This window comes from Enterobacter dykesii (assembly GCF_008364625.2).
Lineage (GTDB): Bacteria > Pseudomonadota > Gammaproteobacteria > Enterobacterales > Enterobacteriaceae > Enterobacter > Enterobacter dykesii.
Genome location: NZ_CP126604.1, coordinates 4,398,665 through 4,422,041 on the forward strand (window position 1 = coordinate 4,398,665; position 23,377 = coordinate 4,422,041).

Genomic DNA, 23,377 nt, shown 5'->3' on the forward strand with positions numbered 1-23,377 from the left:
GGATGCCGCAGGCCTCATCGATAGCACGCGATGATGAAACCAAATGCGACGTGATCCCGGCAGGTCTTCGGGCTAGGTGGCTATATAAGGATGAAGACTTCCCATTTTCACAGTGTCTACAACGCTCATCCCGCCAGTCTTTACCGCTGCGCGTCAGCTCCAGATTTACACTGGATTCCCTTTTCACTCTCAGGAGACCGGAAACAGAATGCTACAATTAGACACGTATGGATGTCCAGACAGCTATTGCCCATTAAATCTGGACATCCCCTGAACAATGCCTACAATCCCCGCGTAATTCTTTATCACTCAGGACGCATCATGACCCCAGAACACCTCCCGACAGAACAGTACGACGCGCAACTGGCAGAGAAAGTCGTCCGCCTGCAAAGTATGATGACGCCTTTCAACGCGCCCGTTCCCGAGGTGTTCCGCTCTCCTGTCAGCCACTACCGCATGCGCGCCGAGTTCCGCATCTGGCACGACGGTGACGACCTGTACCACATCATTTTCGATCAGCAGACGAAATCCCGTATTCGCGTCGACAGTTTTCCGGCGGCGAGCGAGCTCATTAACCAGTTGATGACGCTGATAATGGACGGCGTGCGCAACAATCCGGTACTGCGTAACAAGCTGTTCCAGATTGACTACCTGACCACGCAAAGCAATCAGGCGATTGTCTCTCTGCTGTACCACAAAGCGCTTAACGACGAGTGGCGCGAGCAGGCAGAAGCGCTGCGCGATGCGCTGCGCGCGCAGAACATCAACGTTCACCTGATTGGCCGCGCGACAAAAACCAAAATCATGCTGGATCAGGACTACATCGACGAACGCCTGCCGGTGGCAGGTAAAGAGATGGTGTATCGTCAGGTCGAGAACAGCTTCACCCAGCCGAATGCCGCTATGAACGTGCAGATGCTGGAGTGGGCGCTGAAGGCGACGGAAGGGGCAACGGGCGATCTGCTTGAGCTCTACTGCGGTAACGGCAACTTCTCGCTGGCGCTGGCGCGTAACTTCGATCGCGTTCTGGCGACGGAAATCGCCAAGCCGTCGGTGGCTGCCGCGCAGTACAACATCGCCGCTAACCATATCGACAACGTGCAGATTATTCGTATGGCCGCAGAAGAGTTCACCCAGGCCATGAACGGCGTACGCCAGTTTAACCGCCTGGAAGGGATCGATCTCAAGAGCTACCAATGTGAGACAATTTTTGTCGACCCGCCGCGCAGTGGCCTGGACAGCGAAACCGAGAAGATGGTGCAGGCGTACCCGCGTATTTTGTACATCTCCTGTAACCCGGAGACGCTGTGCAAGAACCTCGAAACATTAGGCCAGACGCACAAGGTTGAACGTCTGGCGCTGTTCGATCAGTTCCCGTATACGCACCATATGGAGTGCGGCGTTTTACTTACCGCACGGTGATCTGTAGGCCGGATAAGCGTAGCGCCATCCGGCGTTTTTGGCAGGTGGCGCTTCGCGTACCTGCCCTACAAATAATTCATTACTCTGGTAACTGGCTTTTACGGCTACGCATGCGCGAGCCAATCCAGAACACCAGCGCCACAGACAGTACCGCAGGGAAGAAGTTAGAGCCGATATCCGGATATTCCGCGCGAACTACGGTGCTATACAGCAATACGCCCAGAATAAAGCAGGCAGCGGCCAGCCCCGGTAACCCCACCGGCATGGTGCGATTCAGGTACCGTTGATGCAGGCAGTAAACCGTCAGCACCAGCGCAATAAGCGGGAAAATCGAAAATGGAACGATTGAGCTAAAAATAGCGGCAAACGTACCATTAATGGATAAGCCAGCGATCAATGCCAGCAACAGCGTCCCTTTATCCTGACCTGACTGTTTCATTACTCACCTTCACTCTTCGGTTTGATGTGCCAGTTTCTCTTGTTCACGGCGATACCAGTAGTACGCGCCTTTGGAGATCATCCTGAGCTGCAATACCAGTCGCTCTTCGAGCTGCTTGCGTTGTTCAATGCTGACGTCCAGCGCTTCGGCACCCGCGCTGAAAACAATCGTCACCATCGCCTCGGCCTGTGCTTCAGTAAACGCCCGCGGCATATGGTTTTCGAGTTCAAGATAGTCGGCAAGTTCCGCGATGAAGTGCTGAATTTCACGCGCGACGGCGGCACGAAACGCCGCCGATGTGCCCGAACGCTCGCGCAGAAGCAGACGAAACGCGTTGGGGTTATTGCCAATAAATTCCATAAAAGTCGATACGGAGGTGCGGATCACGCTGCCCCCTTTGGCGATACGCTGACGCGCCTGCCGCATCAGCTGGCGCAGCATCAGGCCGCTCTCGTCGACCATGGTCAGGCCCAGTTCATCCACATCACGGAAGTGACGATAGAAGGACGTTGGCGCAATCCCGGCCTCGCGTGCGACTTCGCGCAGGCTCAAACTGGCAAAACTCCGCTCAGCACTCAGTTGACTGAATGCGGCTTCCACCAGCGAACGCCGGGTTTTCTCTTTTTGTTGTGCTCTTACGCCCATCACGATAGTTGAATCCTTCCAAAGGCCTGATGGCACTATACCAGAGAATAAAATTAATCTGTTTGCCTGGCTTTGTGAATGATTGTTTACGTGCGGTTTGTGCTCCACTGCCCGAAAAAAGCACAACGATAATTGGGTTACTCTGCCAATGATGTTATGATTCTGTTGCTTTTATGTATAAGAACAGGTAAGCCTTACCATGCCACATTCCTACGATTACGACGCAATAGTTATTGGTTCCGGCCCCGGCGGCGAAGGTGCAGCTATGGGTCTGGTGAAACAGGGAGCCAGAGTAGCTGTCATCGAGCGCTACCATAATGTCGGCGGCGGTTGCACCCACTGGGGCACCATCCCTTCGAAAGCCCTCCGCCACGCCGTTAGCCGCATTATCGAATTTAACCAGAATCCTCTTTACAGCGACCACTCCCGACTTCTTCGTTCATCCTTTGCTGACATCCTGAATCACGCGGATACCGTTATTAACCAGCAGACACGCATGCGTCAGGGATTTTATGAGCGTAACCACTGTGAAATTTTGCAGGGCAACGCGCATTTTGTGGATGAACACACCCTGGCACTCGAATGCCATGACGGTTCGGTTGAAACCATCACGGCTGAAAAATTTGTGATCGCCTGCGGCTCACGCCCTTACCATCCGGCCGACGTAGACTTTTCACACCCGCGCGTCTACGACAGCGACTCGATTCTGAGCCTGCACCATGAACCCCGCCACGTCATTATCTATGGCGCAGGGGTCATTGGCTGCGAATATGCGTCGATCTTCCGCGGAATGGACGTCAAAGTTGACCTGATCAACACCCGCGACCGCCTGCTGGCATTCCTCGATCAGGAGATGTCGGACTCCCTCTCCTACCACTTCTGGAACAGCGGCGTGGTGATTCGCCACAACGAAGAGTACGAGAAAATTGAAGGCTGTGACGACGGGGTGATCATGCACCTGAAGTCCGGTAAGAAGCTGAAAGCCGACTGCCTGCTGTACGCCAACGGCCGTACCGGCAACACAGATTCACTGAAGCTGGAAAATATCGGGCTTGAGACCGACAGCCGCGGTCAGCTGAAGGTCAACAGCATGTATCAGACCGCCCTGCCGCACGTTTACGCGGTCGGCGACGTGATTGGCTACCCAAGCCTGGCCTCAGCCGCTTACGACCAGGGACGCATTGCCGCACAGGCGCTGGTAAAAGGCGAAGCGACGGCGCACCTGATCGAAGATATTCCGACGGGCATCTATACCATCCCGGAAATCAGTTCTGTCGGGAAAACCGAGCAGCAGCTGACGTCAATGAAGGTGCCTTACGAGGTGGGACGCGCGCAGTTTAAACATCTGGCGCGGGCGCAAATCGTGGGGATGAGCGTGGGAACGCTGAAGATCCTGTTCCATCGCGAGACCAAAGAGATCCTCGGCATTCACTGCTTTGGTGAACGCGCCGCGGAAATCATTCATATCGGCCAGGCGATAATGGAGCAGAAAGGCGGCGGTAACACCATTGAGTACTTCGTTAACACCACCTTTAACTACCCGACCATGGCGGAAGCCTATCGGGTAGCTGCGCTGAACGGCTTAAACCGCCTGTTTTAACGCGCTGTCGAAATGGCCATCCATCGAACCACGGATGGCCTCTGCCAGCTGCTCATAGCGGCTGCGCAGCGGTGAACCCGGACGATACACCAGGCCGATAGTGCGGCGCGGCTCCGGCTTAATGCACGGCAGATAAACCACGCCATCACGTTTACACTCGCGCGGCACGGCCAGCGCAGGCAGCAGCGTAATACCGCTTCCCGCCGCAACCATATTACGCAGCGTTTCCAGGCTGGTTGCGCGGAAATGGGTATCTTCATCCGCGCCCGCTTCAAAGCAAAAGCCCATCGCCTGGTCGCGCAGGCAGTGGCCATCTTCCAGCATCAGCAGCTTTTCACCGGCCAGATCGGCCATCGGTACGCGATCGCGGTTCGCCCACGGGTGATCTTCATAGATCGCCAGCATCATCGGCTCATCGAACAGCGGCACTTCAATAAAGGCTTCACTCTCTTTCACCAGCGCCAGAATAGCGCAGTCGAGCTTGCCGCTGTCCAGCTGCGCCAGCAGCTGATGGGTTTGCGCTTCATGCAGGTACATTTCGAGTTTCGGGAACGTCTGGTGCAGCATCGGAATAATGTGCGGCAACAGGTACGGGCCAACGGTTGGGATCAGGCCAATATGCAGCGGGCCGGACATCGCTTCCCCCTGCTGGCTTGCCATTTCCTTGAGCACTTTGACCTCGCGCAGCACGGTGCGCGCCTGATCCACCAGCAGCAGACCTGCCTGTGTGAACAGAACCTTACGACTGGTGCGCTCCAGCAGCATCACGCCCAGCTCATCTTCCAGCTTGCGGATCTGGCCGCTCAGCGTGGGCTGGCTGACGTGGCAGGAGTCTGCCGCGCGGCGAAAGTGACGATGCTCAGCTAACGCTACCAGGTATTCAAGATCGCGAATATTCATTATTCATCCTCCGTCGCCACGATAGTTCATGGCGATAGATAGCATAGCAACGAACGATTATCCCTATCAAGCATTCTGTTGAATAATACACCACATAGACGAGGCGGCACGTGTTTGACCCTTGACGTCCCCGCTCCGTCAGCGAGTTTCTCTCAAAACTCGAACAACTAAAGCCAACGTGAACTTTTGCGGACCCCGTGGTCCGCATTTTTTTTGCGGAAAAAAGGCCGGACATACAAACAAAATAGCAACAGAAGTTACCATTTTTAGCGTTTACTCCCTTTCCTCTGTACATTTTCATAAGCATCTCTTATCTGACGCAATGCGAATTAAATTTCGTAAATTGCCCTCATTTATTCGTTTGCTGAACCGTTTTCGCAGCAATTGACGACGGGGGTTTTACGTGGCTTTATAAAGGGAGATGACAAAATAATGTCCAGAAAATTTTCGCCTGGGCATAAACAAAAATGATGGGGTGACTGGGTTTTTATGAACGAACAATATTCCGCGTTGCGTAGTAATGTCAGTATGCTCGGCAAAGTGCTTGGAGATACCATCAAAGACGCGTTGGGGGAGAACATCCTCGACCGCGTTGAAACCATCCGCAAGCTGTCTAAATCTTCCCGTGCCGGTAACGAGGCCAGTCGTCAGGAGCTGCTCACCACCTTGCAGAACCTCTCAAACGATGAGCTGCTGCCCGTTGCACGCGCATTCAGCCAGTTCCTGAACCTGGCCAACACCGCTGAGCAATACCACAGCATTTCGCCAAATGGCGAAGCGGCCAGCAACCCGGAAGTCATTGCCCGCACCCTTCGTAAACTGAAAGACCAGCCAGACCTCAACGAAGCCACCATCAAAAAAGCGGTGGAGTCGCTTTCGCTGGAGCTGGTGCTGACCGCACACCCCACCGAAATTACCCGTCGCACCCTGATCCACAAAATGGTGGAAGTGAACAACTGTCTGAAGCAGTTGGATAACAAAGACATTGCCGACTACGAACGCAACCAGCTGATGCGCCGTCTGCGCCAGCTGATTGCCCAGTCCTGGCACACCGATGAAATTCGTAAGCATCGCCCAAGCCCGGTCGACGAAGCCAAATGGGGCTTTGCGGTGGTGGAAAACAGCCTGTGGGAAGGGGTGCCTAACTACCTTCGCGAGCTGAACGAACAGCTGGAAGAGAACCTTGGCTACCGCCTGCCGGTTGACTTTGTTCCGGTGCGCTTCACCTCCTGGATGGGCGGCGACCGCGACGGCAACCCGAACGTGACCGCAGAAATCACCCGTCACGTCCTGCTCCTGAGCCGCTGGAAAGCGACCGACCTGTTCCTGAAAGACATTCAGGTGCTGATCTCCGAACTGTCGATGGTTGAAGCGACGCCGGAACTGCGCGCGCTGGCCGGAGAAGAAGGCGCCAGCGAGCCGTACCGTTTCCTGATGAAGAAACTGCGTGGTCAGCTGATGGCCACTCAGGCCTGGCTGGAAGCGCGCCTGAAAGGCCAGCGCCTGCCAAAACCAGAAGGTCTGCTCAGCCAGAACGAACAGCTCTGGGAGCCGCTGTATGCCTGTTATAAATCACTTCAGGCGTGCGGGATGGGCATCATCGCTAACGGCGAACTGCTGGACACCCTGCGCCGCGTGAAGTGTTTCGGCGTGCCGCTGGTGCGTATCGACGTGCGTCAGGAAAGTACCCGTCATACCGAAGCGCTGGGCGAGCTGACCCGCTATCTCGGCATCGGCGACTATGAAAGCTGGTCCGAAGCCGACAAACAGGCCTTCCTGATCCGCGAGCTGAACTCGAAGCGCCCTCTGCTGCCGCGCAACTGGGAGCCAAGCAACGAAACCCGCGAAGTGCTCAACACCTGTAAAGCGATCGTGGACGCACCGAAAGGATCGGTGGCCGCCTATGTGATCTCTATGGCGAAGACGCCGTCCGACGTGCTGGGCGTTCACCTTCTGCTGAAAGAAGCGGGAATCGACTACGCCCTGCCGGTCGCCCCGCTGTTTGAGACCCTCGACGACCTGAACAACGCCAACGACGTCATGACCCAGCTGCTGAATATCGACTGGTACCGCGGCTTTATTCAGGGCAAACAGATGGTGATGATTGGCTATTCCGACTCCGCGAAAGATGCGGGCGTGATGGCGGCATCCTGGGCGCAGTATCAGGCGCAGGACGCACTGATCAAAACCTGCGAGAAAGCCGGTATTGAACTGACCTTGTTCCACGGACGCGGTGGCTCGATTGGCCGTGGCGGCGCACCTGCACACGCAGCGCTGCTGTCACAGCCGCCGGGAAGCCTGAAAGGCGGCCTGCGCGTCACCGAGCAGGGCGAGATGATCCGCTTCAAGTACGGTCTGCCGGAAGTGACCATCAGCAGCCTGTCGCTCTATACCAGCGCTATCCTGGAAGCAAACCTGCTGCCACCGCCGGAGCCGAAAGCATCCTGGTGCCATATCATGGACGAGTTGTCTGATATCTCCTGCGATCTGTACCGCGGCTACGTGCGTGAAAACAAAGATTTCGTTCCTTACTTCCGCTCGGCCACGCCTGAGCAGGAGCTGGGTAAACTGCCGCTGGGCTCACGTCCTGCGAAGCGCCGCCCAACCGGTGGCGTAGAGTCTCTGCGCGCGATCCCGTGGATCTTCGCCTGGACGCAGAACCGCCTGATGCTGCCCGCCTGGCTGGGTGCCGGTGCCGCGCTGCAAAAAGTGGTGGAAGACGGCAAACAGAGCGAACTGGAAACCATGTGCCGCGACTGGCCGTTCTTCTCTACCCGTCTGGGCATGCTGGAGATGGTCTTCTCGAAAGCCGACCTGTGGCTGGCGGAATACTACGACCAGCGTCTGGTGAAACCAGAGCTGTGGGCGCTGGGTAAAGAGCTGCGCGAACTGCTGGAAGGCGACATCAAAGTGGTGCTGGACATTGCCAACGACTCACATCTGATGGCGGACCTGCCGTGGATTGCCGAGTCTATTCAGCTGCGTAACATCTACACCGACCCGCTGAACGTCCTGCAGGCAGAACTGCTGCACCGTTCGCGTCTGGCGGAAGAAGAAGGTAAAGAGCCGGACCCACGCGTTGAACAGGCGTTGATGGTGACAATTGCGGGCGTTGCGGCGGGTATGCGTAACACCGGCTAATACTTTATGCCCGGCGGCGCTACGCTCGCCGGGCAATACCCTGGTATCTACACCATGCACCACGACATTGCCCACATCCTGACTGACCTGATCAACGGCACAAAGCCGCTGCGTCAGGTGCATTTTGCAAACCCAGCGATCTCCGCCCCCGAACTTGCCCTGCAGGTCGATTTTCCGCGTCTGGAGATCGCGATCGAAGGTTCGATGAAAGACCTGGCTGGCTGCGTTTTACAGCGGGGTGATGTTTTATACGTCCCGGCTGGCGGCTGGAATAATCCACAATGGCAAGTCCCCGCAACAACGATGAGCATCCTGTTTGGCAAACAGCAGCTTGGGTTTAGCCTTCTACACTGGGATGGAGTAGACGTTCGTAACCTGGCGAAGCAGCACGTTGCCCGCCGCGGTCCGCGCATTGGATCGCTTCTCTTGCAGACGCTCCATGAAATGCAGATGCAACCGCACGAGCAGCAAACCGCACGGCTGATTATCGCCAGCCTGCTTAGCCACTGCGTCGACCTGCTGGGGAGTCAGATCCAAACCGCCTCCCGCAGCCAGGCTCTTTTTGAAGCGATTCGGGTCTATATTGACGAACACTACGCCACTCCGCTTACCCGGGAATCCGTCGCGCAGGCGTTTTATATCTCCCCAAACTACCTGTCGCATCTGTTTCAGAAAACGGGCGCTGTGGGTTTCAATGAATACCTGACGCATACCCGGCTGGAACACGCGCGCCAGCTGTTGAAAGGGTATGATTTAAAAGTGAAAGAGGTGGCCCATGCCTGCGGATTTGTCGACAGCAACTATTTCTGCCGGTTATTTCGCAAGAACACGGAGCGTTCGCCGTCAGAATACCGTCGCCAGTATCATAGCCAGCTCACCGGGAAAGCCGTCAGTCCAGAATGACCTGAGTATGCTGCGGAGCGGCTAATATCTTACGCACCGCCCCCATCACCTTTTGTGGATCACGTAAAAAGGCGCTAATACCGCACTTCACGTAGCGCGCATTCTCGAAACGCTCACTGCCCGCCAGTTCTATATCGGTAATCAGCAATACGACATCGGCACGCCGGATGTCCTCTTCCGTAAGCTCGCTCTCGACGCCCAGCGCTCCCTGCGTCTCGATGTTAACGTTCCACTTCTCCTGCTGGCAAAGCTTTTCCAGCCGTTCGGCAGCCATATAGGTATGTGCGACGCCACTGACGCACGCGGTCACCGCCACCAGATGACGTCCCGTTATCACTGTCATATTCAACCTCCCAGGGTAACGTTGTAACCTTCGCGCTCTGCCAGTTGACGCATCGCTGACACCTCATCTTCTGTCGGAGGGATCGCTTGCCTCATTCCCCACTCCTGTCCCAGCAGACGGTATTTTGGCTCCCCATACTGATGGAAGGGCAATAAATGCAGCTGCCGTATTCCTGAAGGTAGCAGGAAAGCCAGCACGCGCGCCATGTTCGTTTCGTTGAGCGTATAGCCAGGAATAAGCGGGACGCGGGGAATCACGTTTATCCCGTCTGCCACCAGCTGGCGGAAATTATCCAGCACCCTGGGGAGATTCATAGCCAAAACGGATTGGGCCAGCGCCGTGTCCATGATCTTCAAATCAAACAGCACTTCATCACACTGGTGGGCCAGCGGCATTAATCGGGACAAAGGCGCATCGCCTGCCGTTTCGATGGCCGTATGCACGCCGAAACGACGCAGCCTCTGAAGAAACTGAGTTGCGAAAGGCGCCTGTAGCAATACTTCTCCACCCGAAAGCGTCACTCCGCCTCCCGAGGAACGAAAGAATACATCGTCTTTCATTACCTCGTTTTCCAGCTCATCCAGCGTCACGTCGCGCCCGATATACCCGAAGGCACCGGACGGGCACTCATCTGCGTCCCGCAGGCAGGGGGCGCAGTGCAGACATTTACTTTCTCTGCGCACCGTCTCGATTTTCGGTGAAATCGACTCCGGATTCGCACACCACGGACAGCGGTGAGGGCAGCCTTTAAAAAATATCACCGTACGGATGCCGCGACCGTCATTCAATGAGTAGCGCTGAATATTGAAAATACGCGCCACCTCGGCGCGCGTTTCCATCACGTCACAGCTGATGCGCTGTGCGGCGGATAATGTCATCCTGGATCTCCTTCGATAACTCAACAAAGAAGGCGCTGTATCCGGCAACGCGCACCACCAGCCCGGCAAAATCCTGCGGACGCTGTTGCGCTTCACGCAGTGTTTCCGCGTTCACCACGTTGAACTGGATATGCTGCAGCTTAAGTTGGGTGAAGGCACGCAGGAAATCCGCCAGCTTTTGCAGACCGGCATCGCCTTCCAGCGTCGCAGGGGTGAATTTAACATTTAGCAGCGTACCGTTTGATAACAGATAGTTATCCAGCTTGCTTACCGATTTAAGTACCGCCGTTGGACCCTGCATATCTTGCCCAAGCATCGGCGAGAGCCCACCGTCGGCCAGCTGTTCGCCGGCAAAACGGCCATCGGGCGTTGCCCCTACAACCGCGCCTAGCGGCACGTGTGCCGACACGGTATAAGAACCCGGCGTGAACTGCCCGCCGCGCGGGTTACGGTATTTTTCGACCTCTTTACAGTAGTGGCGCAGCAGTTCAGCGCTGATGTTGTCGACATCATCGATATCATTGCCGTATTTTTCGAAGCGATTAATCAACCGTGCGCGGATTTTTTTGCCCTCAGGCGTGGCATAATTAGCGTTTAATACGGCTAAGAGCTCATCAAAACTTAAGCGCTGCTGTTCAAAGACCAGCCCTTTCAGCGCGTGGAGTGAATCACTCAGGTTGGCTATCCCGATCCCCTGTACACCAGAGAAGTTATAGCGTGCGCCACCATCGGTGATGTCTTTTCCCACCTCCAGACAATCGCTGATAAAAGAAGAGAGCAACGGTACCGGAGCCCAGTCACGATGGCCTATATCACAGATATTGCTCCCCTCGACCATCAGAGCAATATAGTGATTAATTTTGGTGCGAATATGCTCCAGCAACCCTTCATAACTCAGCGCTGTGTTGCCTTCGTTCTCCTGCATCGCGATTTCCATCACCTTCAGCAGGTTAAACATCGCGATATCGTGTAGCCCATAGGTTTTACCCGGAATCGACAGTTCTACACAGCCAACCACCGCGTAATCGCGCGCGTCTTCCAGCGACACCCCCCGATTCAGGAAAGCAGGCACCACCACTTCATCATTGAAAATCTGCGGAATACCGGTGCCCAGGCGGATCGTCTCTGCCGTTTTAAGCAGGAAAGGCCGGTCGATAAGTTCGTTAACCCGCACGCCAAGGTTCGGTTGAGGAAGCTGAACGCTCTGATAAGCATCCAGGCACAGGAAGGAAAGCACGTTCACCGCGCTACGACCGTTCTCCGTCAGGCCGCCCAACAAAGCGGTATAACCCGTTGGGAAACCGGCAAAATAGCGGGCGCTGCTGGTCGAGCGTAAAAGCACCACATCATTGCACTTCACCCACAGCGATTCCAGAATCTCTTTCAGGAACGCGGGCTCCTCGCCCCGCGAGAGCGAAGCCTGATAAAACGGCAGCATATACTGGTCAAAGCGCCCGATGGAGAGCGAGCTGGCGTTAGATTCATATTGCAAAATCACGTTCATATACCAGAACAACTGACACGCCTGCCAGAACGTTTGCGGCTTATGCTGCGCGTTGTGGCGCGAGATTTCTGCAATCTTCCGTAATTCTTCTCGCCGTGAAGCTTCATCACAGACGGTAGCAAGCGTTTCAGCCAGCGCGGCGTAGCGCAGAATATGACGCTGGGACGCTTCAAGCAGAATCAGCGCGGCGGCATAAAACGTGTTCTGGGCATCGCGGGCGCAGTGTTCGCGCAATTCTTCCACCAGCGCACCCAGGCCGTTATTGAGCAGGCGCGGATAATCAATAATGATATGCCCCTGCCCTTTGTCCGTCTGGTTGACGCTGAAAATTTGCGTCCCCACAGCGGCTTTCACCTCATCCGTCATCTGGCTGTTGATGAAATCCTTCATCGACCGTTTTTCCCAGTAGGGATAAAGCACGTCACGGTAGATCTGCTTATCCTCTTCGCTGATTTCAAAGCGGTCCTGTGGACGAGTGGAGAACTGATCCAGCTCCTTAAGCAGCCAGTACGGATCCATCTCAGGAGACATAATGCCCGCGCGCGGTTTAACGGTCCGGTTGCCGGCAATCAGTTCCTCATCACGAATCGCGATGTTCACATGGTCAAGAATGTACGCCGTGGCTTTTGCTCGCCTGAGGATAACCGGCTCGCCTTCCGTCTGCTGATGGCTGGCGGTATAGAGCAAAGCACGCTCAAGCGAAATTTCACGCGGGCTGGCAAAGAGTGCGTCTTTCAAACGCTGGGTACGATTCGTCATGAAGGAACTCCTGTAATGGAAAACAAGCCCGCCCCGAAGGGCGGGTGAGCGTCAGGCGGTTTGCGCCAGGTGGGCATCAATTTTGTTCATGATGGCGTCGGCACGTTTAACCGCGTCGCTGATATTGACGCGCACGATGGTTTTCCCGGTAAAACGTTCTTCGAACTTAATGCCAATATCTTTGGTCAGGATCACCATATCCGCTGCGGCGATATCCTCAGCATTCAGTTCGTTCTCAAGACCAATGGACCCCTGCGTTTCAACCTTCACTTCCCAGCCTTTGGCTTTAGCGGCGCTTTCCAGCGCTTCGGCCGCCATGTAGGTATGGGCAACGCCTGACGGGCATGCTGTTACTGCGATAATTCGGGCCATGTTCTCTTCCTCACTCAGTTAATTTCGAAATCCAGATCCAGGTCGTCCTCTTTTTCCTCGACCTGTTTTGCATTCTTGCGGGCAATACTCTTCAGCACGTTGACGCTAATGGCCGTGACTACAGCCCCTAGGGCGACCGCAGCGATGTAGCCCAGTTTGCCTTCCACCACAGGGAGAACGATAAGCCCGCCCCATCCCGCATAACATTGCGCACCCATCACGGCAGCCGTCACTGCGCCACACGCCGAGCCCAGCATGATGGAGGGAATGACACGCAGAGGATCGGCAGCGGCGAACGGAATGGCCCCTTCGGTAACTCCCACGCAGCCCATCACTAATGCAGCCTTGCCCGCTTCGCGCTCTTCAGCGGTAAAGTTTTTGCGGTTAATCAGCGTCGCCAGGCCTAATCCCAGCGGTGGCACACAAATACCGACTGCCGCAATCGCCACCACGGTGTAGACGCCCTGAGCAACGCAGATCAGCATGAAGGCGTAGGCGACTTTATTAATCGGGCCGCCCATGTCGAAGGCCAGCATCAACCCCATGATGACGGCCAGCACGACGATGCTGCCCTGCTGCATCCCTTGCAGCCACTGGGTTAAGCCCGTCGTCAACGCACCAACAGGTTCGCCCAGACCCCACATCATGATGCCCGCGGTAACAAAGGTGCCGATGATAGGGATGATGAAGATAGGCATGACGGAGCGCAGGACTTTCGGGACCGGCAGTTTTTTCAGATACCAGACCACAATCCCGCCGAGGATCCCGGCAATAATGGCGCCGAAGAAACCCGCACCGAAGCTGTTACCGACCCACGCGGCAATAGCGCAGGGAGCAAGCGCGGCGCGCTCGGCAATGGAATAGCCAATATAGGCGGCCAGGAAAGGCACCATCAGCGTTAACCCCGCCACGCCGATATCAAATAGCTTTTTGAGGTTGGGATCGGTTGCGGCATCAGGTACCGCGCCCTTGCCGTACAGCATGACCGACACCGCCAGCAAAATACCGCCCGCGACCACGAACGGGATCATGTGCGACACCCCAGTCATCAGATGCTGCCGCGTGTTCTTGAGAATATGCACCAACTCTTTCATATGTCGCTCCTGACCAAAAACCATAAAGATGTTGTGGCAAACAATAGGCAATCAGGAAGACGGCGGACAGGAGACAAAAAGGTCATTTACTGGATTTTTGTAAGATTGAAATAAAAATGCGATCCGCCTCGACATTTCCTGTAGACGTTACACATAAGACAAACCGCCACAACCTGTGAGTCAAATCTCACTTTTCACGTGATATTACATTTGTCCAGCTTTTGGCAGATTTGTCACATGGCGCGCGTCATCAACACGCTCGTATGCTGTTCCCCAATGAATGATGATGAGTTTCAGGAGTGTGTATGGCTCTGGTAGTGGAATTTACCTGTGCATTGCCCAACGGTGTTCACGCGCGTCCGGCAAGTCATGTGGAGACGCTGTGCAATACGTTTATCTCGCAAATCGAATGGCACAACCTGCGCACAGACCGTAAAGGGAACGCCAAGAGCGCACTGGCACTTATTGGTACCGATACGCTGGCAGGCGACGCCTGTCGCCTGGTGATCCACGGTGAAGATGAGCAGAGCGCCCATCAACGACTGGAACAATGGCTCCGGGAAGAGTTTCCACACTGTGATGCGCCGCTCGCAGAAGCCATCAATATTGAACGCGATCCGCTGCCAGAATCCCTCGTGCGCCTCAATCCAACGCTTTTCCGCGCCCTGCCCGTTTGCAGCGGTAGCGTCCGGGGCGTGTTGACCTTGCTGACCTCGCTGGATCTTAATGCACTGACGGATTTACCCGACGCGAAAAACGTGGAAGATGAACAGTCAGCGCTGGATAACGGCCTCACCCTGCTGGTGAAAAACATTGAGCTGCGCGCGCTGGACAGCGACAGCACCGCCTGCGCCATTCTTGAGGCACATCGTTCGCTGGCAACGGATACCTCTTTGCGCCAGCATCTTCTTGCGGGCGTGAGCCAGGGGCTAAGCTGCGCGCAAGCGATAATCGCCACAGCCAACCATTTCTGCGATGCGTTCTCTCGCTCCAGCAGCAGCTACTTACAGGAACGTGTGCTGGATGTGCGCGATGTTTGCTATCAACTCTTGCAACAAATTTATGGTGAACAACGCTTCCCGGCACCTGGACAGCTCACTCAGCCGAGCGTCTGCCTTGCCGACGACCTCACACCCGGCCAGTTCCTGGAACTTGATAAAACCCTACTCAAAGGGCTGCTGCTAAAAAGCGGCGGAACAACCTCGCACACCGTTATTCTTGCACGTTCCTTTAATATTCCGACGCTGGTGGGCGTTGACAGCGAAAGCCTGCTGCAGTGGCGCAATAAACCCGTATTTATCGATGGCAATGCCGGTGCGGTCGTGGTCAACGCCAGCGATGCGGTAGCGCGCTACTACCGACAGGAAGCACGGGTACAACAGGCACTACGCGAGCAGCAGGGCATCTGGCTTGACCGGGAAGCCAGAACCGCCGACGGCCTGCGCATTGAGATCGCCGCGAACATCGCCCACGCGGTGGAAGCGCAGGCAGCATTTACGAATGGCGCCGAGGGCGTTGGCCTGTTTCGCACCGAAATGCTGTATATGGACCGCAGCAGCGCGCCCGGTGAAAACGAGCTGTACAATATTTTCTGTCAGGCGCTGGAAAGCGCAAACGGGCGCAGCATTATCGTGCGCACCATGGATATCGGCGGCGATAAACCGGTGGCGTACCTGAATATCCCGGCCGAAAATAACCCGTTTCTCGGCTACCGCGCCGTCCGCATTTACGAAGAGTATGCAGCGCTTTTCACCACCCAGCTTCGGGCGATCCTGCGCGCCTCTGCTCACGGCAGCCTGAAGATCATGATCCCGATGATCTCTTCTATGGAAGAGATCCTGTGGGTGAAAGAGAAACTTGCCGAAGCGAAACAGCAGCTCCGGGCTGAACATATTCCGTTTGATGAGAAAATCCCGCTCGGCATCATGCTGGAAGTCCCTTCGGTGATGTTCATCATCGATCAGTGCTGCGAAGAGATTGATTTCTTTAGCATCGGTAGTAATGACCTGACGCAGTATCTGCTGGCCGTTGACCGCGACAACGCCAAAGTCACACGCCATTACAACAGCCTGAACCCGGCCTTCCTGAGGGCGCTGGATTATGCAGTACAGGCCGTCCATCGCCAGGGGAAATGGGTTGGCCTGTGCGGCGAGCTGGGCGCAAAAGGTTCAGTGCTGCCATTGCTGGTGGGCCTGGGCCTGGACGAGCTGAGCATGGGGTCGCCCGCCATTCCGGCAACCAAGGCGCGTCTGGCACAGCTTGATAGCCGCGCCTGCCGCCAGTTGCTGAATCAGGCCATGGCGTGTCGCACTTCGCTTGAAGTGGAACACCTGCTGGCGCAGTTCCGCATGAATCAGCAGGACACACCGCTGGTGACGCCACGATGTATTTCGCTGGATAACGACTGGAACAGTAAAGAAGAGGTCATGAAAGGGATGACCGATAACCTGCTGCTCGCCGGACGTTGCCGCTACCCCCGCAAGCTGGAGGCCGATCTGTGGGCGCGCGAAGCCGTTTTCTCCACCGGGCTTGGCTTCAGCTTCGCCATTCCGCACAGCAAGTCTGAGCATATTGAGCAATCCACCATCAGCGTTGCACGCCTGAGAAGCCCCGTCATGTGGGGAGATGAAGAAGCACAATTCATCATCATGCTGACGCTGAACAAACACGCCGCGGGCGACCAGCACATGCGTATTTTCTCCCGCCTGGCCCGCCGCATCATGCATGACGATTTCCGCAACGCGCTGGTTAACGCCAGCTCCGGGGAGGCGATTGCTTCCCTGCTACAACACGAATTAGAACTGTAAAACGAGGAAGTGTGATGGAACTGTACCTGGATACCGCCAACGTGGCGGAAGTTGAACGCCTGGCGCGCATCTTTCCCATTGCGGGCGTCACCACCAACCCGAGCATTATTGCCGCCAGCCGTGAATCCATCTGGGATGTGCTGCCGCGTCTGCAAAAAGCCATCGGACCGGAAGGCACGCTGTTTGCTCAAACCATGAGCCGCGATGCCGAAGGCATGGTGGCGGAGGCCAAACGCCTGAGTAACGCCGTCCCTGGCATCGTGGTGAAAATCCCGGTGACGGCTCAGGGGCTCATCGCGATTAAGGCATTGAAAAAAGAGGGGATAACCACGCTAGGTACTGCCGTTTACAGCGCTGCGCAGGGTTTGCTTGCCGCACTGGCAGGCGCGAAATATGTCGCACCGTACGTAAACCGCGTTGACGCGCAGGGTGGTGACGGCATTCGCATGGTTCAGGAACTGCAGTCCCTGCTGGAACTGCACGCGCCGGACAGTAAAGTGCTGGCCGCCAGCTTCAAAACGCCGCGTCAGGCGCTGGACTGCCTGTTGGCAGGATGCGAGGCAATCACGCTTCCCTTAGACGTAGCGCAACAAATGCTCGGCACGCCAGCGGTAGAGTCAGCCATAGAGAAGTTCGAGCAGGACTGGAAAAACGCGTTTGGTAACCTCAACCTCTAAGGGAGAACTGTTATGGACCGTATCATTCAATCGCCGGGAAAATATATCCAGGGCGCTGATGTGCTGACCCGTCTCGGCGACTATCTGAAACCCCTGGCCAATCGCTGGCTGGTCGTCGGCGATAAATTTGTGCTGGGTTTTGCCGAAGAGACCCTGCGTCAGAGTTTTAAAAAAGCCGAACTGCACGCCGAAATCGCGCCGTTTGGTGGCGAATGTTCACTAAATGAAATCGATCGCCTTAAAAAGCTGGCCGACAGCGCCGACTGTCTGGCGGTGCTGGGTATTGGCGGCGGTAAAACGCTGGATACCGCTAAAGCGCTGGCCCATTTTATGGATGTGCCGGTCGCTATTGCTCCAACCATTGCCTCCACCGATGCGCCGTGCAGCGCCCTTTCCGTTATTTACACCGACAGCGGCGAGTTCGACCGCTATCTGATGCTGCCTCACAACCCGAACATGGTTATCGTCGATACCAAAGTGGTAGCGGGTGCGCCGGCACGCCTGCTGGCCGCCGGGATTGGCGATGCGCTGGCAACCTGGTTTGAAGCACGCGCCTGCTCGCGCAGCGGCGCGACCACCATGGCGGGCGGCAAATGTACGCAGGCAGCACTCGCGCTGGCCGAGCTGTGCTACAACACGCTGGTTGAAGAGGGTGAAAAAGCGATGCTGGCGGCAGAACAGCATGTGGTGACGCCTGCTCTTGAACGCATTATCGAAGCCAATACCTATCTCAGCGGCGTAGGCTTTGAAAGCGGCGGGCTGGCGGCGGCACACGCTATTCATAACGGTATGACGGCGGTACCGGACGCGCACCACTTCTATCACGGTGAAAAAGTGGCGTTTGGCACGCTGACGCAGCTGGTGCTGGAAAACGCGCCGGTAGAAGAAATAGAGACCGTCGCGGCGCTTTGTCACAGCGTTGGGCTGCCAATCACGCTGGCACAGCTGAACATAAAACAGGATATCCCGGCCAAAATGCGTCTGATCGCGGAAGCCTCCTGTGCCGAAGGGGAAACCATTCACAACATGCCCGGCGGCGTAACGCCGGATCAGGTGTATGCGGCGCTGCTGGTGGCCGACCAGTATGGGCAGCGGTTCCTGCAGGAGTGGGAGTAAATTGCGTGAATATAAATCCCCGCATCAGCGGGGATTTTTTTGCCCGTAGGCCGGGTAAGCGTTAGCGCCACCCGGCACAACGGTTACTGCAGGTCAAACCGGTCCAGATCCATCACCTTCGCCCATGCGGCAACGAAGTCGCGGACGAACTTCTCGCTGGCATCGCTGCTGGCATAAACCTCTGCCAGCGCGCGCAGGACGGCGTTAGAACCGAAGACCAGATCGGCGCGGGTGGCGGTATATTTCACTTCACCGCTGGCGCGATCGCTTCCGGCAAACAGTTCATTAGATTCGTCGGTCGCCTTCCACTGGGTGTTCATGTCCAGCAGATTCACGAAGAAATCGTTGCTCAGCACGCCCTCGCGGTCGGTGAATACGCCATTCTTACCGCCATCAAAGTTAGCACCCAGCACGCGCAGGCCACCGATCAGCACCGTCAGCTCAGGCGCGGTCAGCGTCAGCTGCTGGGCTTTGTCAATCAGCAGTGATTCTGTCGTGGACACATCAACCTGCGCACGGTAGTTGCGGAAGCCGTCGGCAACCGGTTCGAGCAGGTTAAACATCTCGATATCCGTCTGATCCTGACGCGCATCGACGCGGCCAGGCGTGAACGGAACGTTGACGTAAACGCCTGCCGCTTTCGCCGCCTGCTCAACGCCCACCACGCCCGCCAGCACGATGATATCGGCCAGAGAGGCTTTGTTGGTGGTGCGCTGGATAGCTTCCAGAGCCGGCAACGCGCGAACCGCTGCGGCGTTCACATCCCAGTCGCGCTGAGGAGCCAGCGCCAGACGCGCGCCGTTGGCGCCGCCACGCTTGTCGCCGCCGCGGAAGGTTGAAGCTGACGCCCAGGCAACGGAAACCAGTTCGCTCACGGAGAGGCCAGAGGCAGCGATTTCCGCCTTCAGGCTTTCAATGTCTTCTTTCGACGGATTGAACACCGCCTGCGGCAGCGGGTCCTGCCAGATCAGATCTTCTTTCGGCACTTCCGGGCCAAGGTAACGCGATTTCGGCCCCATATCGCGGTGGGTCAGCTTGTACCACGCGCGCGCGAAGGCTTCGTTGAAGGCCTGCGGATCGTTCAGGAAGCGACGGGAAATTTTCTCGAATTCCGGGTCAAAACGCAGCGTCAGGTCGGTGACCAGCATGGTAGGTTTGCGTTTTTTCGACGGGTCGAACGGGTCAGGCATGATTTCCGGTGCGTCCACGGCTTCAAACTGAATCGCACCCGCCGGGCTGCGGGTCTGCACCCATTCGTATTTGAACAGGTTCTCGAAGAAGTAGTTGCTCCACTGGGTCGGGGTTTGTGACCAGATGACTTCCAGACCGGAGGTAATAGCATCTGCGCCAATTCCCGTGCCGTGCGTGCTGGCCCAGCCCAGGCCCTGCGCTTCAATCGGCGAGGCTTCCGGGTCGGTGCCGACGTGGGTGGCTTCACCCGCGCCGTGGGTTTTGCCAAGGGTGTGGCCGCCCGCGATCAGCGCAACGGTCTCTTCGTCGTTCATCCCCATGTTGCCGAAGGTCGCACGAATTGCCGCCGCAGCAGAAAGAGGTTCACCGCTGGCGTTTGGCCCTTCCGGGTTAACGTAGATCAGGCCCATTTCGGTGGCGGCCAGAGGACGCTTCGCCAGCGCCTCCGGGTCACGGTGGGTCAGCCAGGCTTTTTCATCACCCCAGTTCACGTCCAGATCCGGTTCCCAGACGTCTTCACGCCCGGCACCGAAACCAAAGGTACGGAAGCCGGAGTTCTCCAGCGCCACGTTACCCGCGAGGATAAACAGGTCGGCCCAGGAAATTTTCTGTCCGTATTTTTGCTTGATTGGCCACAGCAGACGGCGCGCCTTATCCAGGCTCACGTTATCCGGCCAGGAGTTCAGCGGCGCAAAGCGTTGTTGACCGCGACCAGCGCCACCGCGCCCGTCAACAGAGCGATAGGTACCCGCGCCGTGCCAGGCCATACGGATAAACAGGCCCGCATAGCTGCCCCAGTCGGCAGGCCACCACGGTTGAGAGTCGGTTAAAAGGGCTTTGAGGTCGCCTTTAAGGGCGGAGTAATCAAGTTTGCTGAATTCTTTGCGGTAGTCGAAGTCTTCACCCAGCGGGTTCGAACGATTGGAATGTTGGTTAAGAAGATCGATACGGAGTTGTTTTGGCCACCAGTCGCGGCTGCCTGTACCTGCGCCCGCGCTGTGATCGACGCCGCCCTGGTGGAACGGGCATTTGCCGACCGATGCCGCTTTATTAGTCTCGTCTGACGTGCTCATCGCTATGCTCCCTTTTACAGTGTTACCGTTACGATATACACCACTAGCAATAAGTTATAGTTGAATTAATCCACAGATTCGATAGCTAATACCTTTTAACTATTCGGGTGACAAAAAAGCCCTCGAAAAATGAGGGCTTTGTGCATATTACGCCGGACGAACGCCCAGCGTATGGCAAATGGCGTAGCTCATCTCCGCGCGGTTCAGCGTATAGAAGTGGAAATCTTTCACCCCTTCACGGCTTAAAATTTTCACCATGTCCATCGCGATATTGGCCCCCACCAGCTTGCGGGTTTCCGGGTCATCGTCCAGCCCTTCGTACATTTTGGACATCCACAGCGGAATGCGAACATTGGTCATATCAGCGAACTTCTTCGCCTGTTTGAAGTTAGAGACCGGCAGAATGCCCGGGATAATTTCAACGTCGATGCCCGCGGAGACGCAGCGGTCACGGAAACGCAGGTAGCTTTCCACATCAAAGAAGAACTGGGTAATGGCGCGGTTCGCGCCGGCGTCCACTTTACGCTTGAGGTTCAGCAGATCGGCCTGGGCACTTTTCGCTTCCGGATGCACCTCAGGATAAGCGGCAACGGAGATATCAAAGTCGGCCACGTTTTTCAGCAGCGCGACCAGATCGGCGGCGTACATGTCCGGCTTACCGCTGCCCGGCGGCAGGTCACCGCGCAGTGCGACGATATGGCGAATGCCGTTATTCCAGTAATCCTGGGCGATAGCCCGTAATTCGTCACGGGTCGCGTCGATACAGGTGAGATGCGGCGCCGCTTCCAGACCGGTACGATCTTTGATGCCTTTAATGATGCTGTGCGTACGGTCACGCTCGCCAGAGTTAGCACCGTAAGTCACGGAGACAAACTTCGGCTTCAGGCTGCTGAGACGATCGATAGAGCTCCACAGGGTTTGCTCCATTTCACTGGTGCGCGGCGGGAAAAATTCAAAAGAGACGTTAATCTGGCCGTTTACTTCGGCCAGGCTCTGATTCAGTGCTTCCCGCTGGTTGGCGTGAAAAAAGCTCATACCTTACCTCTATCAATCGCATGTCGTTATCTGTTGTGTTGTGAACTTCTATACGTTTAGACGTCCAGATGTAAAAATGACGGAAAAGCGGAGGGACGTCAATATAAATAATCAACAATAACGGTGAGGTTTGCTCAGGAAAGATGAAGAAAGTTCATGATGGGGGAGACATCCCCTTCCCCAGGACCGACCCCCCTTTGGGTAAAGGGGAAAAAACCGCACCGGGCAGTTTTCTCCCACTGGGGATGCACGTGCGGTTTTAATGCCAGCAGAAGTGATGCACAACCTGGGTAATCAGTTCGCGAGTTGGCTTGATGAAGCGAGTCTCCAGATATTCATCCGGCTGGTGGGCCTGGTTGATGGAGCCGGGGCCAAGGACCAGCGTAGGGCAAAGCGTCTGAATAAACGGCGCTTCGGTGCAGTAGTTCACCACGTCGGTTTTCTCACCGAGCAGCTTTTCCACCACTTCAACCAGCTGATGATCCGGCGGACATTCGTAACCCGGGATCGGCGGATGCAGTTCGGAGACCGTCAGGCGGCCCGGCCAGCGCTCGCTCACAGGTGCCAGCGCTTCATTCAGCAGGCCGTCGAGATCGCTGAGGGTCATGCCCGGCAGCGGGCGGATGTCCATATGCAGTTCGCAGCAGGCGCAGATGCGGTTCGAGGCATCGCCGCCGTGCAGGCTGCCAAGGTTCAGGGTCGGATACGGCACGGTGAACGCCTCATAGTGATAGCGCTCTTTCAGATCGTCGCGCAGGGTCATGATGCGGCCGATGGCGTCATGCATCAGCTCAATGGCGTTCACGCCGCGCGCCGGGTCGCTGGAATGGCCGGACTGGCCCAGCACGCGCACGGCGGTAGAGATATGGCCTTTGTGCGCGCGGATCGGCTGCAGAGACGTCGGCTCGCCGATGATCGCGCAGTCCGGGCGAATCGATGTGTTTTCAGAGAAGTAGCGCGCGCCCGCCATGCTGGTTTCTTCATCGGCGGTCGCCAGAATGTAGAGCGGTTTTTTCAGCTTCGTCACGTCCACGTCACGCAGCGCGTCGAGGATAAAGGCGAAGAAGCCTTTCATGTCGGCGGTGCCCAGACCATAGAGCTTGTTGTCGTGCTCGGTCAGGGTGAACGGATCGCGCGTCCAGCGGCCGTCGTCAAACGGTACCGTATCGGTATGACCGGCCAGCAGCAGGCCGCCTGCACCGGTTCCGGTGCTGGCGAGCAGGTTAAATTTGTGGCGGGTTCCGGGGACGGGCTGAACCTCAACGTTAAACCCAAGATCGCTAAACCAACCCGCCAGCAGATTGATTAAAGACTCATTGCTCTGATCCAGCGCTTCTTCCGTTGCGCTGATGGACGGTGTGGCAATCAGGGCGCGGTAGATCTCGATAAATGGCGGTAAGTTCATTTTCATTGTTGACACACCTTAGGTCGTGATAGTATCAATATTCATGCAATAAATGTGAATAAAAATACACTAA

General features: G+C 56.3%; 18 protein-coding genes and 1 riboswitch. Of the genes, 7 read left to right on the forward strand and 11 right to left on the reverse strand.

The annotated features are described in order from the left end of the window. Positions 1-41 precede the first annotated feature (41 nt). A riboswitch (cobalamin riboswitch) is annotated at positions 42-217 on the reverse strand. A gap of 104 nt (positions 218-321) precedes the next feature. Continuing rightward, positions 322-1,422: a tRNA (uridine(54)-C5)-methyltransferase TrmA gene (gene trmA, locus F0320_RS21035; protein WP_126331034.1), complete on the forward strand. Its 1,101-nt coding sequence runs from the start codon at positions 322-324 to the stop codon at positions 1,420-1,422. A gap of 79 nt (positions 1,423-1,501) precedes the next feature. Here trmA and F0320_RS21040 read toward each other — a convergent pair whose 3' ends face one another. Together F0320_RS21040 and fabR are read right to left on the reverse strand one after the other, a co-directional pair. Next, positions 1,502-1,861: a YijD family membrane protein gene (locus F0320_RS21040; RefSeq protein ID WP_008501783.1), complete on the reverse strand. Its 360-nt coding sequence runs from the start codon at positions 1,859-1,861 to the stop codon at positions 1,502-1,504. Positions 1,862-1,870: 9 nt separating this feature from the next. After that, positions 1,871-2,509 (reverse strand): HTH-type transcriptional repressor FabR, encoded by a 639-nt coding sequence (fabR, locus tag F0320_RS21045; protein ID WP_008501784.1) that lies wholly within the window; start codon positions 2,507-2,509, stop codon positions 1,871-1,873. Positions 2,510-2,705: 196 nt separating this feature from the next. Here fabR and sthA point away from each other — a divergent pair, with 196 nt between their 5' ends. After that, positions 2,706-4,106: a Si-specific NAD(P)(+) transhydrogenase gene (sthA, locus tag F0320_RS21050; RefSeq protein ID WP_039265649.1), complete on the forward strand. Its 1,401-nt coding sequence runs from the start codon at positions 2,706-2,708 to the stop codon at positions 4,104-4,106. On the opposite strand, the gene oxyR is transcribed toward sthA, so the two are convergent. Next, positions 4,089-5,006: a DNA-binding transcriptional regulator OxyR gene (oxyR, locus tag F0320_RS21055; RefSeq protein ID WP_126331032.1), complete on the reverse strand. Its 918-nt coding sequence runs from the start codon at positions 5,004-5,006 to the stop codon at positions 4,089-4,091. The genes sthA and oxyR overlap by 18 nt on opposite strands. A 489-nt stretch (positions 5,007-5,495) precedes the next feature. Between oxyR and ppc the strand changes: the two genes are divergently transcribed. Then, positions 5,496-8,147, forward strand: coding sequence for a phosphoenolpyruvate carboxylase (gene ppc, locus F0320_RS21060; RefSeq protein ID WP_047653049.1), 2,652 nt, complete (start codon positions 5,496-5,498; stop codon positions 8,145-8,147). Positions 8,148-8,201: 54 nt separating this feature from the next. Then, on the forward strand, positions 8,202-9,050 hold the full coding sequence (locus F0320_RS21065; protein WP_126331043.1) for a helix-turn-helix transcriptional regulator: 849 nt from the start codon (positions 8,202-8,204) through the stop codon (positions 9,048-9,050). Here F0320_RS21065 and F0320_RS21070 read toward each other — a convergent pair. Genes F0320_RS21070 through F0320_RS21090 form a run of 5 tightly spaced genes read right to left on the reverse strand, consistent with a single transcriptional unit; the run spans position 9,037 to position 14,000 of the window. After that, positions 9,037-9,393, reverse strand: a complete 357-nt coding sequence (locus tag F0320_RS21070; protein WP_047653047.1) for a PTS fructose-like transporter subunit IIB — start codon at positions 9,391-9,393, stop codon at positions 9,037-9,039. The two genes, F0320_RS21065 and F0320_RS21070, sit on opposite strands and share 14 nt — an antisense overlap. A gap of 2 nt (positions 9,394-9,395) precedes the next feature. Further along, positions 9,396-10,271 (reverse strand): [formate-C-acetyltransferase]-activating enzyme, encoded by an 876-nt coding sequence (locus F0320_RS21075; protein WP_126331031.1) that lies wholly within the window; start codon positions 10,269-10,271, stop codon positions 9,396-9,398. Further along, positions 10,237-12,534 (reverse strand): formate C-acetyltransferase, encoded by a 2,298-nt coding sequence (locus tag F0320_RS21080; RefSeq protein ID WP_126331029.1) that lies wholly within the window; start codon positions 12,532-12,534, stop codon positions 10,237-10,239. Before F0320_RS21080 ends, F0320_RS21075 begins: the two co-directional genes overlap by 35 nt. A gap of 51 nt (positions 12,535-12,585) precedes the next feature. Further along, entirely contained in the window at positions 12,586-12,906 is a 321-nt protein-coding gene (locus tag F0320_RS21085) for a PTS fructose-like transporter subunit IIB (RefSeq protein ID WP_024909180.1), read from the reverse strand. Positions 12,907-12,920: 14 nt separating this feature from the next. Beyond that, positions 12,921-14,000 carry a PTS fructose transporter subunit EIIC gene (locus F0320_RS21090; RefSeq protein WP_126331026.1) on the reverse strand — a complete coding sequence of 360 codons (1,080 nt, stop codon included), beginning with the start codon at positions 13,998-14,000 and terminating at the stop codon, positions 12,921-12,923. A 305-nt stretch (positions 14,001-14,305) separates the two neighbouring features. Here F0320_RS21090 and ptsP point away from each other — a divergent pair, with 305 nt between their 5' ends. The 3 genes from ptsP to gldA are packed head-to-tail and all read left to right on the forward strand — an operon-like array spanning position 14,306 to position 18,600. Next, positions 14,306-16,807, forward strand: a complete 2,502-nt coding sequence (ptsP, locus tag F0320_RS21095) for a phosphoenolpyruvate--protein phosphotransferase (RefSeq protein WP_126331024.1) — start codon at positions 14,306-14,308, stop codon at positions 16,805-16,807. A 14-nt stretch (positions 16,808-16,821) separates the two neighbouring features. Next, a complete protein-coding gene (gene fsa, locus F0320_RS21100; RefSeq protein ID WP_047653037.1) occupies positions 16,822-17,484 on the forward strand; it encodes a fructose-6-phosphate aldolase in 663 nt (220 codons plus the stop codon). A gap of 12 nt (positions 17,485-17,496) precedes the next feature. Beyond that, positions 17,497-18,600, forward strand: coding sequence for a bifunctional L-1,2-propanediol dehydrogenase/glycerol dehydrogenase (gene gldA / locus F0320_RS21105; RefSeq protein ID WP_126331022.1), 1,104 nt, complete (start codon positions 17,497-17,499; stop codon positions 18,598-18,600). Between the two features lie 83 nt (positions 18,601-18,683). Here gldA and katG read toward each other — a convergent pair whose 3' ends face one another. From katG to argE, 3 genes are all read right to left on the reverse strand, one after another. Beyond that, positions 18,684-20,864 (reverse strand): catalase/peroxidase HPI, encoded by a 2,181-nt coding sequence (katG, locus tag F0320_RS21110; RefSeq protein WP_126331019.1) that lies wholly within the window; start codon positions 20,862-20,864, stop codon positions 18,684-18,686. Between the two features lie 147 nt (positions 20,865-21,011). Next, complete coding sequence (metF, locus tag F0320_RS21115) at positions 21,012-21,899, reverse strand: methylenetetrahydrofolate reductase (RefSeq protein ID WP_126331017.1); 888 nt, start codon at positions 21,897-21,899, stop codon at positions 21,012-21,014. A gap of 259 nt (positions 21,900-22,158) precedes the next feature. Next, entirely contained in the window at positions 22,159-23,310 is a 1,152-nt protein-coding gene (gene argE, locus F0320_RS21120) for an acetylornithine deacetylase (RefSeq protein WP_008501790.1), read from the reverse strand. Positions 23,311-23,377: the final 67 nt, after the last annotated feature.